This window comes from Aquibacillus rhizosphaerae (genome assembly GCF_030282825.1).
GTDB lineage: Bacteria > Bacillota > Bacilli > Bacillales > Amphibacillaceae > Aquibacillus_C > Aquibacillus_C rhizosphaerae.
Map to the genome: position 1 here is coordinate 53,964 of NZ_JASTZU010000062.1, position 20,550 is coordinate 74,513.

A 20,550-nucleotide genomic window follows, 5' to 3' on the forward strand; every position below is an offset into this window, starting at 1 on the left:
CAATGTTTTTAAGTAAATAAAGTGATAGTACACGTATACCTCTTTTTTAGTGTTTTAATCCTTCAATTTATTATTTATAAGTTGAATCGATAGTTTGGCAATATATAGCCTATGATCGAATAATCCTAGTTATTACTTTGAATATAGCCATCTACATGAATATTTGTAAAAGTAGTGACCATATGAATGAGCATACCAATCCTAGAAAATATATATCAACTAAATGAATGAGCATATCCGATAATTGGCGTTTTTGTGCTCACTCTAGGCAATTAAGACATGTTTGTAAATCAAGCTAAAATAAAACGAAGGACCTTCTAACTTTGAAGGTCCTTCGTTTTATCTTAAATAATCACGTTATTTTCTTAGGAATGGCAAAATACCTACTAATGCTCTTTTATACCCTCTAAAACGAATTCAAACGACTCATTGGCACGCTCGATTAATGCTTGTTTCATGTGAGGGTGATCTCCTAGTTGATGACAAAGTTTTATGTGTGCATCATTATCTTGGTTGTATTTATTTATTTTCTTTTTCATGGACTGAATTAATAGTCCATCAAACCAAAGATACGGCACAATAGTTCCAGATTTACGCTTGTTTTCTTCCATTTGAACAAGTGCTTCATCGAACGAAGGTTTACAAGCTGCAAGATAGGAAACATCTACTTTACGATTGATTCGCCCACCCAACTCGTTTGCAATTGACGTAATATCGGTTTGCACACTTAATTCAAAACTTCCTCTTCCAACTAATAAAACCGGAGCATCTTGGTCAAGCTCCCTTAAAGATTGTTCCACTCGATCTTCTAATATGTCTATTAACCTATTTTGCACACCCAACGGACGGCCATAACTAAACGGAATTTCAGGGTGATTTTTTCTTACTTCATTTAACTCCATAGGGATATCTTCTTGATCATGCTTAGCGCTTAATAGTAATACAGGAACAACAGAAATAGCTGTCGCGCCCCTATTCACAAGTTGCTCGACCCCTTCTTCGATTGATGGACTACATATTTCTAGAAAACAAATCTCTTGTAGAGGTGCATTCACGGACGGTTGAATTGATCTTAAAAAATCAATAGCTTCTTGTTTTCCTTCAGCCAATCGCGTACCGTGGCTAATATATAAAAGTCCTTGCATTGTTTAAACCTCCAAAATTATATCACGTTAATAGCAGACTCTTGATACTCGTCGAACCACTGTAATTCTTCTCGTAAGCGAACCACCTCACCAATAACAATCATTGATGGATTGGTCACTTCATGTAAACGATCAACGATGGTTCCTAAGGACCCCGTAATCGTTTTTTGACTCTTTGTTGTGCCCCAATGAATAATTGCAACTGGTAACGCAGAATCCATTCCATTTTTTAATAACCGGTCACAAATAATTGGAAAATAGTTCACTCCCATATAGATACAGAGAGTTTCAACACTATTAGAAAGACTCCGCCAATAAGCTGCATTATCTTTTTCTGGATTATACCCTGAAACAAAAGTAACGGAAGAACTTAGATTACGATGGGTTAACGGTATTCCAGCATAGGCGGGTGCTGCTGATCCCGACGTAATTCCGGGTACAATTTCAAAAGGAATCCCATGTGCACGTAGTACACTAGCTTCTTCTCCTCCCCTACCAAATATAAAAGGATCACCACCCTTTAACCGAGTGACTATTTTATTTTGATTTGCATATTTACATAGCAAATAATTAATATTCTCTTGCCGTAATATATGATTGCCAGGAGTTTTCCCACAATAGACTAGCTCTGCTTCTTTTTTTGCATATGTTAATAGCTCTTTATTAACTAAACGGTCATAAAGAATTATATCTGCTTGTTCTATTGCTTTCAATCCTTTAATTGTTAGTAATTCAGGATCACCTGGACCTGCCCCAACTAAAAATACTTTCCTCACCGTGTACCTCCTCGTAATACCATGTTACTTTTTTATCTTTCCAAGCTACTAAATCCATATCCAACTAACCATTAAAACGGTTGTTGTCATTACAATTAAGCTAAGTGGCATTCCTACCTTAATATAATCAGTAAACTTATAACCCCCTGGTCCATAAACTATTAAATTTGTTTGATAGCCAATGGGAGATAAGAAACTAGCGGAAGCTGCAATTGTTATTAATATAATAAAAGCCATTGGCTCTTCGCCTAGTCGATTTGCCGCTTCGATTGCAATTGGAAACATTAAAACTGCTGCAGCATTATTAGTTACCATTTCTGTAAAAATAGTTGTTAAAAGATATAACAATAATAAAACTCCTATTTGTCCGAAGGGATTGGATAGTAGAATCAATTGATTAGCTAACCAATCCGCTGCACCTGTTTTAAATAATGCCTTGCCTACACCAAATGCACTCGCTATTAATATTAATACATTTAATTCAATATGACGCTTAGCTTCATCTCCTGAAATTATTTTTAATAACAAGTACAAAACTACAGTAATGCACATTGCTTTAAACATAGAAATTACACCAATAGTCACCAGTGCGATCATAATACCCAAGATTGAAATAGAAGCCCATGCTTTCTTACTGTCGACTTTATTCAATAATGGATGATTACTTAATGGTGTAACTACATAAAAATCATTGGATTCTAATGATCTCTCCTCAAAATCCGTTCCTGCCAATAATAAAAGCGTGTCTCCTGGTTTTAACGTAATATCACCTATTTTACTGTCGATTCGCTCATTATTTCGATGAACTGCAACCACACCAGAATCATACTTAGCTCGAAATTGAGTATCTTTTATTTTATGATAAAGTAGTGATGATTGGTGAGACACAACCACTTCAACTAATTGTCCATTACCGTTCCGCAACTTATCTAATGTTATGTTTGTTCCAGTCTTTAATTTTAGCCCCTTTTTATCTTGAAGCTCGGCAATTTTGGTTATTAACCCTGTGAATATTAAACGGTCATTTGCTTTTATTTTTGTAGAATTTTTTACTGGGTATATTTTTTCGTGATTTCGAATGATAGCTATTAAATATACACCATCAAGATTCCTCAGTCCTGCAGCTTCTACTGACTTGTTAACCATCGGATTATCTAAGTATGGATAGTTTTCTTCAACAATCATTTCTGTTAAATATTCTTTACTTTTATCACCAAATATTTCACCAATTGGTTTATGGTCTGGCAATAACTTGTATCCAAACGTGACAAGATAAAGAATTCCTAGAATACTAGCTGGCAGACTAACTGTTGCCAAAGTAAACAAAGAATACCCTTCCATCCCCTGGTCTAACATCAACCCGTGAATAACAAGATTAGTCGATGTACCCATCAATGTTAAAATACCTCCTAGTATGGATGCATAGGAAAGAGGAATTAGAAACTTTGAAGGAGAAATGTTATGTTCTGCACACCATTTTCGTATCGTTGGTGTTAACGTCACCACAATTGGTGTGTTATTTAAAAAAGCAGAAGCGCCTGTTATCGGTACTAGAAATTTAAATAAAGAGTGTCTTTCTGATTTACTATTACCTAGCAAGGATGTTATCCCACGCTCAACGAGACCACTCTTCTGAATAGCGGCTGCCACAATAAACAACAACCCTACAGTTAACATCCCTTCATTGGAAAAACCAGCAGCCACTTCTGAAGGTGTTAATATTCCGGTAACAAAAAAACTAATTAAAGCCACAAATACAATGATATCTGGTCGAGCAAACTCTTTCACTAACGCTACCATCATGGTAATTACTACAATTAGAGAGAAGGCCATTTCCCACGTCATCAAAGTTCCCCCCTTTATCTACCTATTATGTAATAAGGAAATATTTTACTTTATTCACATCTGTTAACTCGGGATTAAATGCATACGAAGACCAATGAAATTTCGCTTACATCAATCTATTACAAAGCCAAACTACATTGCAATTATCAAACACACATAGGGAATGAAGTTATTGTTTTATCTCTAGATTCCGACATAACACCATAGTGACTTATTCAAACTAACCCTAAAATACTTATGTGGTAATCCTGTGCTGCGAGACATACTGCGCTTATAGGAGTTATCTTAATAAAAACGATTGATTGTTTTAAAAAAAGACGAGTTATGGCCAAGAATAGAAAGCCAAACTAGCGAAGACAGAATGCCTATACTCCTTGAAATCAATTCGATTTTCTTCGTCAGATGCATTGCTATCGTTGCATTTCTTGTCCTGCAGGAACAGCAGATGTTTTCAATGGGACGAATAACTGAGTCCCACGAGTTGAAAATCCATTCAGATGTGGTCTTCTTCTGAGTTAGCTGAAGCCATATGAAATATTTTGTGGGAACGTGTTCAAGCACTCAAACATCCTTCTTAAGAATAAATTTATTATTTTTTTTACCATTTCGCACTTTTGCATTTCCAATGTGAAGTCCGAAAAATAACAAATCTTCCTAAAAAGTGCTTTTATTCTAATCAATTTCAAAATACCAATATTGTCGTCACCTACAACAATATATAGTTTAAAAAAACAATCCCAAATTATTTATTGTCTCAGATGACTGAATAAGGTAATTATGAAATTGACTCATTTAAGATAGTTTTTCTCTTGTAAATACGTAACAATTGTTTCTACAGCATCTTCTATTGTCTGTTTATCAGTTTCTATTGTTAGTTCAGGATTACGTGGTTCTTCATACGGTGCATCAATTCCAGTAAACCCTTTAATTTCACCAGCACGCGCTTTTTTATATAGTCCTTTTGGATCGCGCTTTTCGCATTCCTCTAGACTTGCTTTTACATAGATTTCTATAAATTCGTCTTGCTCAACTAAATTTCTAACATTATTTCGATCATCCTGGTAAGGCGAGATAAAAGCTGTTAACGTTATTAATCCAGCGTCAATCATCAGCTTGGATACTTCTCCAATACGGCGAATATTTTCTGTGCGATCTTCAGGACTGAAACCTAAGTTATTATTTAGACCGTGCCGCACATTATCACCATCTAAACGATAGGTATGCGCGCCTAACTCACACAATTTTTTTTCTAACTCAACCGATAAAGTTGATTTGCCTGAACCAGATAAACCGGTGAACCAGAGAATAGCACTTTTATGATCTTTCAAATCCTGTCTTGCTTGCTTTGTTACTACTGAATCGTGCCAAACAATATTGGTTGATTTACTCATCGATAACCCTCCATAATATGGATAAATCTAACTTCCATAGAAGCTAGATTTATTTATTTTTATTTACTTTGCTTGCATACCCTTAATTAGAACTTCTGCTACTTCTGGACGAGAGAATTGTTTTGGCGGTTTTTCACCATTACGTAACATTTCGCGTACTTTTGTACCGCTTAGGTGAACATGGGATTCTTTGTCGTGTGGACACGTTTTAGCAGTCCCCATATTTTCACACTTCGTACAGAAAAAGGCATGTTCAAACTTGAAAATTTGAATACCAAGTTCATCCTCAAACTCACTAATGAAGTCTTGTGCTTCATATGTACCGTAGTAATCACCAACACCAGCATGGTCACGTCCGACAATAAAGTGTGTACAGCCGTAATTTTTACGTACTATCGCATGTAAAATAGCTTCTTTTGGCCCTGCATAACGCATTGCCGCTGGATAAATAACTAATCTTGTACGGTCTGCTGGATAATAATTTTTCAATATCACTTGATAGCTTTCCATACGAACTTCTGCTGAGATATCATCTGATTTTGTTTCACCAACTAGAGGATTCAAAAGTAGGCCATCGACTACTTCTAATGCACTTTTTTGAATGTACTCGTGCGCACGATGAACCGGATTACGAGTTTGGAAACCAACTATTGTTTTCCATCCTAAGTCAGCAAACATTTTTCTTGTTTCACTTGGATCCATATAAAATTCAGAAAAATCGCTATGGTCTGGACGGTTTAATAGTGTAATAGGACCTCCAAGATAAACATCACCACGCGCGTAGAGCTTTTTCACACCGGCATGCGCTTCATCTTTCGTACCATAAACATTTTCCGCTTCTAATTCTTTGTCATAGTTATATTTCTCTTCAAGCTGTAGCGTTCCATAAACAACCCCATCTTCTCCTTTAAGGGCTATTTTTTCACCAATCTCATAAGCCTGTGCCTGTTCGGTTGAAACAGAAAGCGTAATAGGAATACTCCAAATAGTACCATCTTCTAGACGCGTATTTTGCACAACATTTTGATAATCCTTTTGACTCATAAATCCTGTTAACGGACTAAATCCACCAATTCCAATTAGTTCCAGATCCGATAATGCCCATGCAGACAAAGTTAAGGATTGCAGAGAACTAGCGTTACTCAGTTCTTGCTCTCTTTCGCTTCCTTTTAATTCTCTATTTATCAGCTCTCCACCATGTGCTTCAATTGACATCTAATAACCTCCAAGATTACTTAATATTCAGAAAAAAATAGCATGGTTGGAGGATTGAATTACCTACCAATCCTATAAACTATTCTTATTTTATAGAAAAGGTGCTAATAGCACCTTTTCTTTTTATAACTAATGTTTATTCAACTTTTTCCGAACAATTCGGATAAATAGCAATCACTTCACAGATACTTTGTGAAAATCAAGACCTGATGTAACTTCTTCGATATAACCCGCGCGAATTACATAATCACCAAAATGTTCATTGTCTTGTCGGTCTTTCGCGTAAGCAAATAAAAGTGGTCTTAATTCTTTTAAGATTTCCGTTTCTCCAATATTTTCACGATACATTTTGTTTAAACGATCCCCTGTGAAACTAGCTCCTAAATACATATTATATTTACCTGGTGCTTTACCAATAAAGGCTATTTCAGCTAAGGCAGGTCGAGCACAACCATTTGGGCACCCCGTCATCCGAATGGTGATTTCCTCGTCTCTAAGTCCAGCCTCATCGAGAATCTCTTCAATTTTTCCTACTAGTGAAGGAAGATAACGCTCTGACTCAGCCATAGCCAATCCACAAGTCGGGAAGGCTACACAGGCCATAGAATTTCTGCGCAAGGCAGAATTTTGGCTTCCATCTGTAAGACCATATGCTTCCACAATTTTCTTGATTTTAGGTTTCATATGATTTGTTACGCCACCGATGATTAAGTTTTGATTCGGAGTCATTCGAAAATCACCAGTATGAACTTTCGCTATTTCTCTAAGTGCTGTCTTAAGTTGGTAATCTTCTGTATCAACGATTCGACCATTTTCAATAAATAAAGTAAGGTACCATTTGTTGTTATCTTTACCCTTTACCCATCCATAGTTGTCACCGTTACTATCAAAATAATAAGAACGCGCTTCTTCCAAGTCCCAACCTAATCTGTTATTTAGCTCATTTAAAATCCATTCTTTGCCTAGTCTATCAACAGTGTACTTAAAACGAGCGTTTTTTCTTTCCGAACGGTTACCATAATCACGTTGGATAGTCAGAATCTTCTCTGCAACGTCAACAGCTTGTTCCGGTGAACAAAAACCAATAATTTTGGACACTTGCGGATATGTGTTTGTATCGCCATGAGTACTACCCATTCCACCGCCTACAGCAATATTAAATCCGACTAACTTATCGTCTTCGAGTATTGCAATAAAACCTAGGTCTTGTGAAAATACATCGATATCGTTAGAAGGTGGAACCGCAATTCCTATCTTAAATTTACGAGGTAAATAGAGATCTCCATAAATCGGTTCTATTTCTTCCTCCGAATCACGACTATCGATTACTTTTTCATCATCAAGCCAAATCTCGTGATAAGCTTTGGTACGAGGTAAAAGATGATCACTAATTTTTTGTGCACATTCTTGTACTTCTGCATTAACTACCGATTGATCTGGGTCAACATTACACATAACATTTCTGTTTACATCACCACAAGCAGCTATCGTATCGAACAAACAATTATTAATTTCTTGCATTGTGCTTTTCATATTCCATTTTAAAATGCCATGCATCTGAAATGTTTGCCTCGTAGTTAGCTTTAACGTGCCATTTCCATACTGGTCACTTATCTGGTCCATCGTCAACCACTGCCCAGGTGTTGCTACTCCTCCAGGAGCACGTACACGAATCATAAATTGATAGGCTGGTTCTAGCTTCTGATGTCTTCGTTCATTACGTAAATCTCTATCGTCTTGCATATAACTTCCGTGGAATTTTAATAATTTTGTTTGATCATCCGGAATGGATGCTGTTATAGGGTCTGCAAAGCTTTCTACTAATCTGCCGCGGAGGTGATTACTTTCCTCCTTGAGCTTTTCCATTTCACTTGGCGGCCCTGCTTCGTAAGGAAACCTGTTTGACATCATAAAACTCCTTTCCTGTTTGCAATTTTAAATTTATTCTCTAGTTGTGTCGTTCACACTTAGTAAATAGTTGAGTCAATTTCATAATTACCTTATTCAGTCATCTACAAAATTGGTGTTATGAAATTGATTAAATTAAGTATTAATACACATCGCGTTGATAGCGTTTTTGTTTTCGCATTTCTGTTAGATATTCTTCTGCCTCTTCCGGACTTAGACCACCTTCTGTTTCAATGATCTCCAAAAGAGTAGACTGTACATCTTTTGCCATCAATTTCTCATCTCCGCATACATAAACATGAGCACCTTCAACTAGCCATTGATAAAGCTCCTTACCTTTTTCTTTCATTTTGTGCTGCACATATACTTTCTCAGCTGTATCACGAGAAAAAGCTACATCCATCTTTGTTAAGACACCATCATCGAGCCATTTTTGCCATTCCGTCTGATAAAGAAAATCCGTAACAAAGTGCTGATCACCAAAGAACAACCACGACTTCCCTTGTATATCAAGCTCTTCTCTTTCTTCCAAGAAAGATCGGTAAGGTGCGACTCCTGTTCCAGCCCCAATCATAATGACAGGTGTATCCGGGTTTTCTGGTAGTCTAAAGCTGTCATTGCGCTGAACAAACACGGATAACTTGTCACCAATTTCTGTTCTTTCTGCACATTGCCCTGAGCAAACACCCTTGCGATCACGTCCGTGTGCCTGATATCTAACCGTTCCAATTGTAAGATGTACTTCGTCAGGGTTCGCTTTCAAACTACTCGCAATTGAATATAACCGAACCGGGATTTTCCGTAAAATATTAACGAAATCTTGTGCTGTCGCTTCCCATGGACCATAGTCTCTAACTAAGTCAAGTAAGTCACGGCCATCGAGGTAAGCATTTATTTCTTCTCTATTATCAGAATCTATTAGCTTCTTAAAACTGTTGTTAGCAGTAAGCGCTACTGCTTTTTCTAAAAATGGTTTGGTTAACGTTGTGATTTCGAAATTTGAAGTCAAAGCCTCACGAAGGGAAAGGATATCCCCTTGTTTATTGACTTGAACAGATTCATCTGGATTCCAATCCATCTCTTCGATTAATTCATTTACTAGCTCTGGATCATTTTCCGGGAAAATCCCAAGACTATCTCCAGGCTGGTAATATAAATTAGAACCTTCTAAGTCTAATTCAAGATGACGTGTCTCTTTATTTGATCCACGACCATTCAAATTTAAGCTTTCTAGGATTTCTGCTCTAAACGGATTTGATCTAGAATAGGTCACTTGTCCTTCTATTGTTTCAGTCACAGTTCCAGCAGATGATTGACCTTGTTCACTTTCACCATTATTCTCATTTAGCTTGGCAAAGACGCCTTCAAACCACTCTTCAGCTGGTTCTTCAAAGTCTAAGTCACAATCAACGCGCGGATGAATCCTTTCTCCACCTAATTCTTCTAATCTCGCATCAAAATCTTTTCCTGTCTGACAGTAAAATTCATATGAACTGTCACCAAGAGCTAGTACAGAAAAACGAACTCCTCCCAACTTTGGGGCTCTTTTGCTATAAAGAAACTCATAAAAAGATAGTGCATTATCTGGTGGGTCTCCGTCTCCATCGGTACTCGTTACGATGAGTAAGTCTTGAACAGATTTTATCGACTTTGGTTTAAAATCATCCATAGAAGATAACGTAACTTTAAATTTTTCTTGCTCTAACTTTTGTGTGAATTCCTCAGCTAGATTTTGAGAATTTCCAGTATCTGTTCCATATAAAACAGTTACTTCTCTCTTTTCTTTTTTTGCAGTATTTTCAGATGATACAACCGCAACAGGAGCTTCCTGTTCTGTTGTAGCGGCAGCTTCTGAAACTGTAGCCGACTGAGATATAGCTAAATAGCCACTCAGCCAGCTTTTTTGATTTTCTGTTAGTGTTGGAACCAAACGATTTAAAAGGTCTACTTGCTCTTGGTTAAACGGACTATTGATTACTTGAAATTGCAAAAAATCCACCTCACAAAGGATACTATTTGATTTTATCCCGAATAAACGGGGTTACTGCTCGAAATTTTCAACAAGATTATGGGTATCCGACTTTGAAAACTCTTTTCAAAATCATTGTATTCCTAGTTTTTTAGTCGGGTATTAATTCTAAAAAAAAGACTTTCTCTATCATTCTACTATATAAGAAACATCAACTATTTTCTAGACTATTTACAAAATAAACAATTTTTAGTTACCAGTAGTGTGAAGACCACATTCAGTTTTGCTTGAACCTTGCCATCTACCAGCACGACTATCACCTTGTTCTCCAACTGCTGCCGTACATGGAATGCAACCAATACTTGGATATCCTTGATCATGTAAATCATTATATTCCAAGTTATTTTGTTCAATGTAATCCCAAACATCATCCCAGGTCCAATGAATTAAAGGGCACACCTTTACCGACTTAAACCGATTATCTTTATTAACAAAGTTCGTGTTACTTCTACTCGGGGACTGTTCTCTTCTTAGACCTGATATCCACGCTTCAGCTCCACTAAGTGCATCTTCAAGTGGCTTGATTTTTCTAATAAAACAGCACTGGTCCGGTTGTCTCTTCCATAGTGCAGAACCATGTTCCTTCCCTTGTTCTTCTAGCGTTAAATCTGGTTTTTTCATAATGATGTTTAAATTTGGATATCTCTTTTTCACTTTATCTATTAAGTCATACGTTTCTTGAAAATGAAGATCTGTATCTAAAAACACAATTTCCGCATCCTCTTTCACCTTTGATATTAAATCAATTAATACCATTCCTTCTGCTCCAAAACTACAAGCATACTTTACCGATTCACCATAAGTTTCATAAGCCCAATCGAGAACTTGAGCAGCTCCTTTGGTTGCATCAGTAGGATTCAAGCCTTCAAATGGATCGCCAGTGAAATTTTCATACAAAAGTCTTTGATTTTCCATAATTACCTCCCTTTAGCCTCATATAAAATTACTTCAATATAAATAACTCAGTTTTTAATACTTCACTTTACATGATGTGCTATAAATAGTTAAAACAATTATTAACTAATATATTACTAAATCTCAATTTTGTTAATGTAACTAAGTTTCATAATCATGTCGATTAAACTACATTATGAATCTCTTATACTGGTAACCTCAACAGAAAAAAATAATTATATAAATAAAAAAACCTCTGGTTAAGAAGAAGGTTTCATAATCAAACAGTCTTCTCATCTCGTCAGCTATTAATAGCCTACTGGAGTTAGCACCGGACCATAATAGGTAGGTTGCTGAGACATCGTTGGGCCAGGTCCCTCCGTCTCTCTTGATAAGAACAATATGCAATTTTTTGATAATTATAACTTTTTCTTAGCTTATTATACATTTCAAATTAATTCAACCTATTTTTAAATAATTAATCAATTTCATAATACCAATCTTTTGTCACCTACAAAAATCTATAGTTGGATAAAACCATTTCCACTCTATATATTGCCCTTAGATGACGGAATAAGGTAATTATGAAATTGACTTAATTAATCTGTTTTTTCCAACTCTGCATTTAAATTGCATCCAATTTTTTCTAATCCAAATTCGTGCCCAAAATCAGCTTTTAAGGTTGACAAATGCAGTCCATCTATTATAACCTTAACACCAATCCCGATTAAATCGGTGTGAATTATAAGATTAGGTGTTGATGACATGTTTATTGCTATTAATCAATTAAATAAGCAATTTTTAGATAAAGATAAGAATCCTTCAACTGTTTTAAAAGATATTGATTTACAAATTGAAAAAGGTGAATTCGTTTCAATTCTAGGTCCATCTGGTTGTGGAAAATCCACTCTACTTTCAATTGTTGCAGGACTAACAGAGGCAACGGGAGGAGAAATCTTAGTAAATGGAACTGCAATTAAAAAACCTGGGAAAGATCGCGGAATGGTATTCCAAGAAGCAGCATTATTTCCTTGGATTAACGTATTAGAGAATGTAATGTTTCCATTAAAAAAAGAAATGTCAAAAAGCGAAGCAACTGAGCAAGCAAAGAAGTATTTAAGAATGGTGCAATTAAGCAATTACCTAGACCATTATCCTCATGAGTTATCTGGAGGAATGCAACAGCGGGTTGCGATTGCAAGAGCACTTGCAATGGACCCAGAAATTCTATTAATGGATGAACCATTTGGAGCTTTAGATGAACAAACAAGATCTCGTTTGCATGGTCAACTAGAGAACATATGGATGGAAACGAAGAAAACTGTCCTATTTGTTACACACAGTATCTCCGAATCTATCAAACTGTCAGACAGAATTATTGTGATGGGAACAAGGCCTGGTACTGTATTAACTGATATTAAGGTCGATATCCCACGTCCAAGAGATAAACATAAAGAAGCAATGATTAAAATCGAAGAACACGTCATGAGTTATTTGAAGAAAGAAATCGATAAAGTCGTTAGTGAGGAACTAAACCATGAAACCAGTATATAAACGAATTATCTTTTTAGTTGCTATTCTAGTTTTATGGGAATTGGGCGGACGACTAGGACTGTGGGCTGAAATTATTCTTCCATCTCCTACGAATGTGTTTACAGCCGTTTATGTCGGTATCACTGACATGACATTGGTTTATGACTTGATTGCAAGTTTTAGGCGCTTAATTATTGGATTAACAATCGCACTGGTCATTGGTACTAGTATCGGTGTATTAATTGCTAAATCAAAAACAGCAGATGACACGATTGGTTCGACACTTCTTGCCTTTCAAAGTGTTCCGAGTATTGTTTGGTTACCACTCGCTATTATGTGGTTTGGTTTAAATGATCAAGCAGTAATTTTTGTTGTTATTTTAGGTGGAACATTTGTGATGGCATTAAATGTTCGCACAGGTATTAAAAACGTTTCCCCTCTTTATTTGAAAGCAGCACAAACAATGGGGTCAAAAGGAATCGATTTATTTATCCGAGTTATTTTCCCTGCCTCTGTACCTTATTTGGTAACAGGATCCAGACTAGCTTGGGCTTTCGCTTGGAGAGCTTTAATAGCTGGTGAATTGTTAACAACAGGTCCTGGTTTAGGGTACACATTGCAGTACGCTTCAGATTTCGGTGATATGAGCTTAGTTATTGGCGTCATGATTATCATCGGTGTCATTGGTGCAGTGGTTGACCAATTGATTTTCCAACGTATTGAAAAATCAGTAGCACGTCGCTGGGGACTATGAATGTAATAAACCTCAATTGGATAACACCATGAGGTTCAAAATATTAGGAGGTTTAATGATGAAAAAAGGACTTTTATATTTTACTATTTTAATCGCTTTTGCAGGAATATTAGCTGGATGCGGTAGCGCATCTTCTTCTCAATCCGGATCTGGAGAAACGGAAAAAATTACCATTGGCTATTTTCCAAACATTAACCACGTTCCAGCAATGGTAGCTAAAGCAGAGGGCTATTACCAAGATCAGTTAGGGGATGATGTAGAAATTGAGTATAAGACATTTCCTGACGGATCCGCATTTATGACCGCTCTTAAAACTGGAGAAATTCATGCAGGCTTAGTAGGGCCCGGACCAGCAATGAATAACTACACTACAGGTACAGACGTAAATATTATCGCCGGTGGCTCAACTGGTGGAACAGTTATTCTTGCAAGAGAAGGTAGCGGGATTGAAACTGCAGCAGATTTAGAAGGTAAAACTTATGTAACACCTCGTGTGGGTTGTACACATGATGTTCAGTTTGAAACGTATATGAAAGAAGAACTTGGTATGACTTCCGAACGAATCGGTGGTACAATGATTCACACTACAGGACCTCCAGCTCAGTACCAAGCAATGTTTGAAACTGGCAAGGTAGATGTAGCGGTAGCTCCAGAACCATGGGCATCTGTTCTTCAACAGGAAACTGGTGCAAAAGTAATTATTGATTCAACAGAAGTTTCATTCGGTACCACTTTACCAGCTTCTGTACTAGTAGCTTCCGGTGAATTGATTGAATCTGACCCAGAGTTAATTCAAAACATCGTAGATGCGCATAAAGATGCAACAGCATTTATTGCAGAAAACCCTGAAGAAGCAAAAGAAATTACTATCAATGATATTAAGGAAGAAACTGGTCAAGAGTTAAGTAAAGAAGTAGTTGATGGATCATGGGAAAATATCGGATTCACTTATGAAGTTGACGCAGATGCTGTTCAAGCATTCGGAGATTCTTCCTATGACCTTAAATTCCTTAAAGAACAACCTGATTTCTCTGATTTAATTGATACTCAGTTTATCGATTAATAATACAACATGTAAAAAGGTGCTGGATTAATTCTGGCACCTTTTTTATATGCTAAACAACCTGAAATAAAAATAACAGCAAGCCTCCAAATAGTGCTAATAATATTGACCCCAATACGCCAACAATTACTGCTTTCATTCCTACCTTCTTAAAATCTTTAAAATTAATACTTAATCCAAGTCCCGCCATGGCCATAGATAAGAACAAGATGCTCACACTGATAAGAAGATCGGTTATTCCTTTAGGTACTATTCCAGTTGAATTTATGATACTCATTACGAGAAAACCAATAACAAACCAAGGAACAGGCAAGTTTTTAACAGCCAGTTTACTTCTTTTTTTACCTTGACCCGTAAAAGTAAACATGCTTCCTAAAATAATAGCAACTGGAATTAAAAGTGCAACGCGTCCCATTTTTACTAAAATAGCTATTTCACTACTTGTGTCACCCCCTGGCAGAGAAGCTGCAACGACATGTGCTAACTCATGGAGTGTTGAACCAACTAGAATACCATATGCGTATGAATGTAGATCAAACAACACAAATAGAATCGAATAAAAAACCGTTCCAACTGTTCCTAGAATAGCAATAAAAGCAACGGAGATAGCTATATGTTCTTCTTTTGCCTTGATTAAAGGGGCCACAGCTACAATAGCAGCAGCCCCACATATTGCAGTTCCAACTGCTAATAATGCAGAAAATTTATCATTGAGTGAAAACCACTTACCAAGAAATAACATGACAATGATTGTGAACGATACCACTGCTATATCAATGAAAACGATAGAGGATCCAGCAGACATGATTTGATCCAAGTTAAGCCTCAATCCCATTAAAATAATACCAACTCGCAGTAATATTTTTGAACTGAAATTTATGCCTTTCTTTGATTCTAAAGAAAGGTTCACGATACGCTTCCATCCTATCCCTAAGATTATAGAGATAATCATGACACCCATCATTGAAAAGATTGGTAACTTAGCAATCATTCCAGCAATGATTGCTATAAATAAAGTTAAAAGCACACCTTTTACATAGCCACTTTCTTTCACTTTACTGTTTTTGTTTGTCTTTACCAATCGTGCCATCCCCTAACTTGATTTCAATCAACTTTAATCTTATAACAACGCCCATCATTAATGAAATTAATTATTTAAATAGTTATAATAAGTTTATCTAATGATAATTGTTGATTTTAGCTTAAACCTAAAAGAAAGTATCAACTAAAAATCTATAGAACCACAGAGCTTTAACAAGACCATTAAGGAGAATACGATGGACCATCAACTACTAGCATTTGTTACTGTTGCAGATACCAAAAATTTTACTAGGGCTGCAGAATCCCTTCACCTTACTCAGTCTGCCATAACTTTATCAATTAAATCACTCGAGAAGAAATTTGGAGTGAAGCTATTCGATCGTACAAACAAATACGTACGACTAACCAAAGCAGGCGAGATTGTTTATTATTACAGCAAAGAAATATTATTAAATTATAAAAGAATCGAGCGAATAATAGATGAGCTTACCAACCAAGCTAGCGGTTTATTATCCATAGGTGCTAGCTATACTTTCGGGGAATATATTTTGCCTAAACTAATTGCGAGCTTCAACCAACAGTTTCCTTTAATTCAACCAGATATTTCAATTAGAAATTCTACCGCCGTTATTAATCAGCTATTGCAAGGTGATTTAGACTTAGGCATCATTGAGGGAAATATTGAAAACTCCTTTTTATCGATTACATCTTTTGCTGAAGATGAAATGGTGATTATTATGGCAAAAGACCACCCTTTAGCAAATCAAGAAGAGATTAATTTAGCACAATTAAGCGAAGAAACATGGATCATTCGTGAGGAAGGATCCGGAACGCGTCAAGCACTTGATAGACTTTTTGAGGAAAATTATTTCACCCCTAAAATCATAAGAACATTTGGAAGTTCACAAATTATTAAAGAGTCAGTAGAAGCAGGCTTAGGAATCGCTTTATTATCTAAATGGGTGATACGAAAAGAAGTTCAGTTAGGTACAATTCAAGCACTACGAATTAAAGGTAATCCCATTGTTAGAAACTTTTCCTACGCTGTCAGAAATTCGGAATTCCATCCTAAATCAACAGACTTATTTTTGAATTTTTTAAGAGAAAATAAGGTTTAACCAAATCTGCCCATTACACAATACTTTACAGCTTATAACCTTACGAGAATAACGATTATAAACCGCTTCTATCATTTGTTAAGTTTTACTATTTGCTTTCATACCTATATACTGTCAAAATTAAAAAAGATAATAAAATAAAACAGAACTTGTAGGTGACTAATATGATTGAAATCAAGAATTCCACTTTAAGTGACGGTGAATTTACAAGAGGAGTATTTGCAACACGCGATATTAAAAAAGGAGAAATATTCCATAAGGCTCCCGTTGTTCCATATCCTAATGAACAGCATGAACATATTGAACAAACGGCGCTTGATGACTATGTATTTGAGTATGGTAAAAATCATACTGCAGTTGTTTTAGGATATGGCATGTTATTTAATCACTCCTATACGCCAAATGCGGATTATGACATCAGATTCTCCAACCATACGTTTGAATTTTTTGCACATACGGATATAAAAAAAGGAGAAGAAATATTAATCAACTACAACGGTGACGTAGATAACAAAGATCCACTCTGGTTTAATATGGATGAAAGTGATTTGCCCGAGGAATAAATTTATAGTTACTAAGATAATTGGTAAATAATTTAATTAATAACGAATCAAGCCAAATCTAAGATCAATTAGATTGGCTCTTTTTTTTAGTATTAATCAATGTTTATAAACTATAAATATTAAAAATAGCCCTGTTTTCTAACCTATTGTAGTTGCAAACATAAAAAATACAAAATGGCAGGCAAGAATTCTCTTCTTTTCTCTCGTAAAAGAGATATATTCTAAGCGAAGTAAAAAGCGACACTACTGGGGATCAGCTTAGAAGACCCCACAGAGATGTACTGTCCCCTTTTTGTTGGACACTCATCAATAGGAGGTGCTTTCGTGAACGAGGAGGCTAAAGTACTGCCCCCGGAAAGGAAGTGTTTTCTCGAAGCACCGGCTTACACTCAACTAGGAAAGTATTGTACAAAAATCATGAATACTTAGTAGAAACTTAATACATTATCTGTTTTAAACAACAAACTTTTAGAAAACAAACAAAAAAGCATATCATTTATTGACTTTCTTCCCTTCTGCCGTCATCAATTTCCCGGGAAATACAACTAAAAATGACAAAAATTGAAAACCTTCATAACTTAATACCTATATACGTTCAACAATTATGTATGGTTTTGATTTATAATATGTAATTGACAATTCCTATTTAATTAATCAATCCAATAAAAAAGGAGGAATACTATGCTCGTCTTGCTCTTAACGATGTTGGAACGTCTGGGAATCATTGTGACAATCGCCTTTGTTCTTACCCGCTTTAAATTTTTTCAAGATATGATTTACCAGAATCAACTACGAAAAAGTCAACAACTGACAGCCATAGTATTCTTTGGTATCTTCGGGATAATTGGCACCTATTTAGGTGTTACACTCAATACAGAAACCTCTGCATTTAATCGTATCGTTGGTAATTTGACAGCAGATGAAGCTATCGCCAACTCGCGGGTAATTGGAATCGTTATAGCTGGTCTCTTAGGTGGTTATCGGATGGGAATTGGAGCCGGATTAATTGCTGGTATTCATCGCTTTACGTTAGGAGGATTTACTGGCCTTTCCTGCGGATTAGCAGCAATAATAACCGGGATAATTTCTGGCGCTTTTTACAAAAGAAATAAAAAAATGAGTCTAACCGTTGCATTCTCTGTTGGTGCTCTTGCTGAAACTGCTCAAATGGGGATCATTCTTCTACTAGCAACCCCTTTTGAGAAAGCATTCACACTAGTTGAAGTTATAGGGATTCCTATGATATTAGCAAATGGAATTGGATCAGCACTTTTTCTTCTAATTATTAAAAATGTTGTTAATGAAAAAGATAAAGCCGGTGCACTGCAAGCACAAAAATCATTACGGATTGCCGATCAAACAATAACCTATCTCAGAAAAGGCATCAATAATCATTCAGCTCTAGCTGTATGCCAAATACTTTATAGAGAAATGAAGCCTAGTGCAGTAGCCATGACTAATAATACAAACATATTGGCACATGTCGGCCTTGCTGATGACCATCATCGAGCAAATAGCCCGCTACAAACCGACATAACAAGAGATGTCATCCATCATGGTGAATTAGTTGTCGTTAATGGTCATTCCATTCATTGTGTTCATAAGGATTGCCCCCTAGGTGCAGCTGTTATTGCTCCACTTAAACAAAGAGGGAAAACAATAGGTACGATTAAATTTTATTTTAAAACCGAAAAAGAAATCACCAGTGTGATCAAAGAAGTGATCTCCGGTTTAAGTGTTTTATTGAGTAACCAGTTAGAAGTTGCCGAGGCTGATCGCGCTTATCAATTAGCAAAAGAGGCTGAAATAAAGGCACTTCAAGCACAAATCAGCCCTCACTTTCTATTTAATTCATTAAACACAGTTGTTTCCCTTATAAGAATTGAACCAACCAAAGCACGTAAACTTTTGATTTCACTTTCAAATTTTTTGCGACAAAATTTAACAGGAACAACTGCAGATATGATTTCAATAGAGCAAGAGCTTAACCATGTAAAAGCTTATTTAACAATAGAAGAAGCGCGTTTTATTGATAGGCTTAAAGTAGTATATGACATTGACGAGAATGTATTATCAAAGAATCTTCCACCACTAACTTTACAACCCCTAGTAGAAAATGCAATTAAACATGGACTAAAAGACAAGGATTATGACTGTCTTATTAAGATTTCTATAAAAGAAAATGGACCTAATGTTAAAATTTTGGTGGTAGATAATGGTCTTGGAATAAGTACTGAACGTTTAAAGGGGTTAGGAACTACACGAATTAATTCTAAAACGGGAACAGGACTTGGTCTTTACAATGTCAATCGACGATTATGTTTGAAATTTGGTGATAAGGCAGCACTTAAAATCAAAAGTGAGACTTCCATCGGGACAGAACTATCTTTTATCATTCCTAAAACGGAGGAAATGTAATGACTGAGACGATTAGAACTTTAATAGTAGACGATGAACGTTATGCCCGCGAGGAATTACTTCATCTTTTAAGCAGATTTACTTCTATACAAATAATTGGAGAGGCTGATTCAGGTGAAGCTGCAATCATAAAGGCTTTGCAACATCAACCAGATGTAGTTTTTTTAGATGTTGAAATGCCTAAAATGAATGGAATGCAATCGGCTCAATCCTTACTTGAGTTAAAAAAGCCCCCTTTAATTGTGTTTGCTACAGCATATCCACAATTTGCCGCTGAAGCATTTCGTTATGAAGCTACAGATTATTTGTTAAAACCTTATGATGAGGAACAATTACAACAAACTATTAAGCGAATAGAAAAAAAGTGTTTGGTAACACCCAAAGAAAGCAATAAATCCTTGTCCAAACTAGCAGTAGATGTTGAAGGAGAGATACTCTACATTGTGCCAAACGATATATTGTACATGTATCGAGAAGATAAAGTCACAAAAATCACTACAAACACTGGAGTCTATTCTATTAAGACCCCTTTAAAAGAATTAGAAAATCGTTTAGTTTCCTTTTCCTTTTTCAGAATCCACAAAGGCTATTTAGTCAATTTAGACTATGTCTCAAAATTAAGTCCTTGGTTTAATGGAGCGTATCAACTAGAATTAAAAGGCAGTAACGAAAAACTTGCTGTCAGTAGAAATTATGTAAAATCCTTGCGTCAGATCCTTGAATTATAATCTATCTTAACAGGACTCTATGTGTGAACATGTAGAGTCTTCTTTAATTAAAAACTTTCACTCATTTTTCAACTTTTCATTTCATAATGTATTTCAACCACGAAAACAAACATCTTAACCCTATTTTTT

At 35.9% G+C, this 20,550-nt stretch carries 17 protein-coding genes and 1 riboswitch; of the genes, 7 read left to right on the forward strand and 10 right to left on the reverse strand.

Annotated elements, in window-relative coordinates; genetic code table 11:
• Positions 1–386 precede the first annotated feature (386 nt).
• From QQS35_RS19830 to QQS35_RS19870, 9 genes are all read right to left on the reverse strand, one after another.
• Entirely contained in the window at positions 387–1,145 is a 759-nt protein-coding gene (locus QQS35_RS19830; protein WP_285933976.1) for a sirohydrochlorin chelatase, read from the reverse strand.
• A gap of 17 nt (positions 1,146–1,162) precedes the next feature.
• A complete protein-coding gene (gene cobA, locus QQS35_RS19835; RefSeq protein ID WP_285933977.1) occupies positions 1,163–1,921 on the reverse strand; it encodes a uroporphyrinogen-III C-methyltransferase in 759 nt (252 codons plus the stop codon).
• A gap of 48 nt (positions 1,922–1,969) precedes the next feature.
• Positions 1,970–3,766 carry an SLC13 family permease gene (locus QQS35_RS19840; RefSeq protein WP_285933978.1) on the reverse strand — a complete coding sequence of 599 codons (1,797 nt, stop codon included), beginning with the start codon at positions 3,764–3,766 and terminating at the stop codon, positions 1,970–1,972.
• A gap of 788 nt (positions 3,767–4,554) precedes the next feature.
• Positions 4,555–5,157 (reverse strand): adenylyl-sulfate kinase, encoded by a 603-nt coding sequence (gene cysC / locus QQS35_RS19845; RefSeq protein WP_285933979.1) that lies wholly within the window; start codon positions 5,155–5,157, stop codon positions 4,555–4,557.
• Positions 5,158–5,220: 63 nt separating this feature from the next.
• Complete coding sequence (sat, locus tag QQS35_RS19850; RefSeq protein ID WP_285933980.1) at positions 5,221–6,372, reverse strand: sulfate adenylyltransferase; 1,152 nt, start codon at positions 6,370–6,372, stop codon at positions 5,221–5,223.
• A 174-nt stretch (positions 6,373–6,546) separates the two neighbouring features.
• Positions 6,547–8,283: an assimilatory sulfite reductase (NADPH) hemoprotein subunit gene (gene cysI / locus QQS35_RS19855; RefSeq protein WP_285933981.1), complete on the reverse strand. Its 1,737-nt coding sequence runs from the start codon at positions 8,281–8,283 to the stop codon at positions 6,547–6,549.
• Between the two features lie 139 nt (positions 8,284–8,422).
• A complete protein-coding gene (locus QQS35_RS19860) occupies positions 8,423–10,270 on the reverse strand; it encodes an assimilatory sulfite reductase (NADPH) flavoprotein subunit (protein WP_285933982.1) in 1,848 nt (615 codons plus the stop codon).
• Between the two features lie 228 nt (positions 10,271–10,498).
• Positions 10,499–11,224, reverse strand: coding sequence for a phosphoadenylyl-sulfate reductase (locus QQS35_RS19865; RefSeq protein WP_285933983.1), 726 nt, complete (start codon positions 11,222–11,224; stop codon positions 10,499–10,501).
• 269 nt (positions 11,225–11,493) lie between these two features.
• Positions 11,494–11,601: riboswitch (SAM riboswitch) on the reverse strand.
• A 201-nt stretch (positions 11,602–11,802) separates the two neighbouring features.
• Positions 11,803–11,970 (reverse strand): hypothetical protein, encoded by a 168-nt coding sequence (locus QQS35_RS19870; RefSeq protein WP_285933984.1) that lies wholly within the window; start codon positions 11,968–11,970, stop codon positions 11,803–11,805.
• On the opposite strand from QQS35_RS19870, the gene QQS35_RS19875 reads away from it, so the two are divergent.
• The 3 genes from QQS35_RS19875 to QQS35_RS19885 are packed head-to-tail and all read left to right on the forward strand — an operon-like array spanning position 11,969 to position 14,553.
• Positions 11,969–12,757, forward strand: coding sequence for an ABC transporter ATP-binding protein (locus QQS35_RS19875; protein ID WP_285933985.1), 789 nt, complete (start codon positions 11,969–11,971; stop codon positions 12,755–12,757). The genes QQS35_RS19870 and QQS35_RS19875 overlap by 2 nt on opposite strands.
• Entirely contained in the window at positions 12,741–13,490 is a 750-nt protein-coding gene (locus QQS35_RS19880) for an ABC transporter permease (protein WP_285933986.1), read from the forward strand. Before QQS35_RS19875 ends, QQS35_RS19880 begins: the two co-directional genes overlap by 17 nt.
• 58 nt (positions 13,491–13,548) lie before the next feature.
• Positions 13,549–14,553: an aliphatic sulfonate ABC transporter substrate-binding protein gene (locus tag QQS35_RS19885; RefSeq protein WP_285933987.1), complete on the forward strand. Its 1,005-nt coding sequence runs from the start codon at positions 13,549–13,551 to the stop codon at positions 14,551–14,553.
• A gap of 52 nt (positions 14,554–14,605) precedes the next feature.
• Here the strand turns inward: QQS35_RS19885 and QQS35_RS19890 are convergent, their stop codons facing one another.
• Positions 14,606–15,643: a YeiH family protein gene (locus tag QQS35_RS19890; RefSeq protein WP_407933997.1), complete on the reverse strand. Its 1,038-nt coding sequence runs from the start codon at positions 15,641–15,643 to the stop codon at positions 14,606–14,608.
• Positions 15,644–15,830: 187 nt separating this feature from the next.
• On the opposite strand from QQS35_RS19890, the gene QQS35_RS19895 reads away from it, so the two are divergent.
• The 4 genes from QQS35_RS19895 (at position 15,831) to QQS35_RS19910 (ending at position 20,421) form a co-directional block, all read left to right on the forward strand.
• Positions 15,831–16,712: a LysR family transcriptional regulator gene (locus QQS35_RS19895; RefSeq protein WP_285933989.1), complete on the forward strand. Its 882-nt coding sequence runs from the start codon at positions 15,831–15,833 to the stop codon at positions 16,710–16,712.
• A 164-nt stretch (positions 16,713–16,876) separates the two neighbouring features.
• Complete coding sequence (locus QQS35_RS19900) at positions 16,877–17,275, forward strand: SET domain-containing protein (protein ID WP_285933990.1); 399 nt, start codon at positions 16,877–16,879, stop codon at positions 17,273–17,275.
• Positions 17,276–17,956: 681 nt separating this feature from the next.
• Positions 17,957–19,693, forward strand: a complete 1,737-nt coding sequence (locus QQS35_RS19905) for a sensor histidine kinase (protein WP_285933992.1) — start codon at positions 17,957–17,959, stop codon at positions 19,691–19,693.
• Complete coding sequence (locus tag QQS35_RS19910) at positions 19,693–20,421, forward strand: LytR/AlgR family response regulator transcription factor (protein WP_285933993.1); 729 nt, start codon at positions 19,693–19,695, stop codon at positions 20,419–20,421. Before QQS35_RS19905 ends, QQS35_RS19910 begins: the two co-directional genes overlap by 1 nt.
• Positions 20,422–20,550 lie beyond the last annotated feature (129 nt).

What these genes read in the sequence shown, in the direction of transcription:
- QQS35_RS19830 (WP_285933976.1), bottom strand. Translation starts at nt 1,145, where the DNA reads ATGCAAGGACTTTTATATATTAGCCACGGTACGCGATTGGCTGAAGGA.
- QQS35_RS19840 (WP_285933978.1), bottom strand. Translation starts at nt 3,766, where the DNA reads ATGACGTGGGAAATGGCCTTCTCTCTAATTGTAGTAATTACCATGATG.
- cysC (WP_285933979.1), bottom strand. Translation starts at nt 5,157, where the DNA reads ATGAGTAAATCAACCAATATTGTTTGGCACGATTCAGTAGTAACAAAG.
- sat (WP_285933980.1), bottom strand. Translation starts at nt 6,372, where the DNA reads ATGTCAATTGAAGCACATGGTGGAGAGCTGATAAATAGAGAATTAAAA.
- cysI (WP_285933981.1), bottom strand. Translation starts at nt 8,283, where the DNA reads ATGATGTCAAACAGGTTTCCTTACGAAGCAGGGCCGCCAAGTGAAATG.
- QQS35_RS19865 (WP_285933983.1), bottom strand. Translation starts at nt 11,224, where the DNA reads ATGGAAAATCAAAGACTTTTGTATGAAAATTTCACTGGCGATCCATTT.
- QQS35_RS19875 (WP_285933985.1), top strand. Translation starts at nt 11,969, where the DNA reads ATGTTTATTGCTATTAATCAATTAAATAAGCAATTTTTAGATAAAGAT.
- QQS35_RS19870 (WP_285933984.1), bottom strand. Translation starts at nt 11,970, where the DNA reads ATGTCATCAACACCTAATCTTATAATTCACACCGATTTAATCGGGATT.
- QQS35_RS19880 (WP_285933986.1), top strand. Translation starts at nt 12,741, where the DNA reads ATGAAACCAGTATATAAACGAATTATCTTTTTAGTTGCTATTCTAGTT.
- QQS35_RS19885 (WP_285933987.1), top strand. Translation starts at nt 13,549, where the DNA reads ATGAAAAAAGGACTTTTATATTTTACTATTTTAATCGCTTTTGCAGGA.
- QQS35_RS19890 (WP_407933997.1), bottom strand. Translation starts at nt 15,643, where the DNA reads ATGGCACGATTGGTAAAGACAAACAAAAACAGTAAAGTGAAAGAAAGT.
- QQS35_RS19895 (WP_285933989.1), top strand. Translation starts at nt 15,831, where the DNA reads ATGGACCATCAACTACTAGCATTTGTTACTGTTGCAGATACCAAAAAT.
- QQS35_RS19900 (WP_285933990.1), top strand. Translation starts at nt 16,877, where the DNA reads ATGATTGAAATCAAGAATTCCACTTTAAGTGACGGTGAATTTACAAGA.
- QQS35_RS19905 (WP_285933992.1), top strand. Translation starts at nt 17,957, where the DNA reads ATGCTCGTCTTGCTCTTAACGATGTTGGAACGTCTGGGAATCATTGTG.
- QQS35_RS19910 (WP_285933993.1), top strand. Translation starts at nt 19,693, where the DNA reads ATGACTGAGACGATTAGAACTTTAATAGTAGACGATGAACGTTATGCC.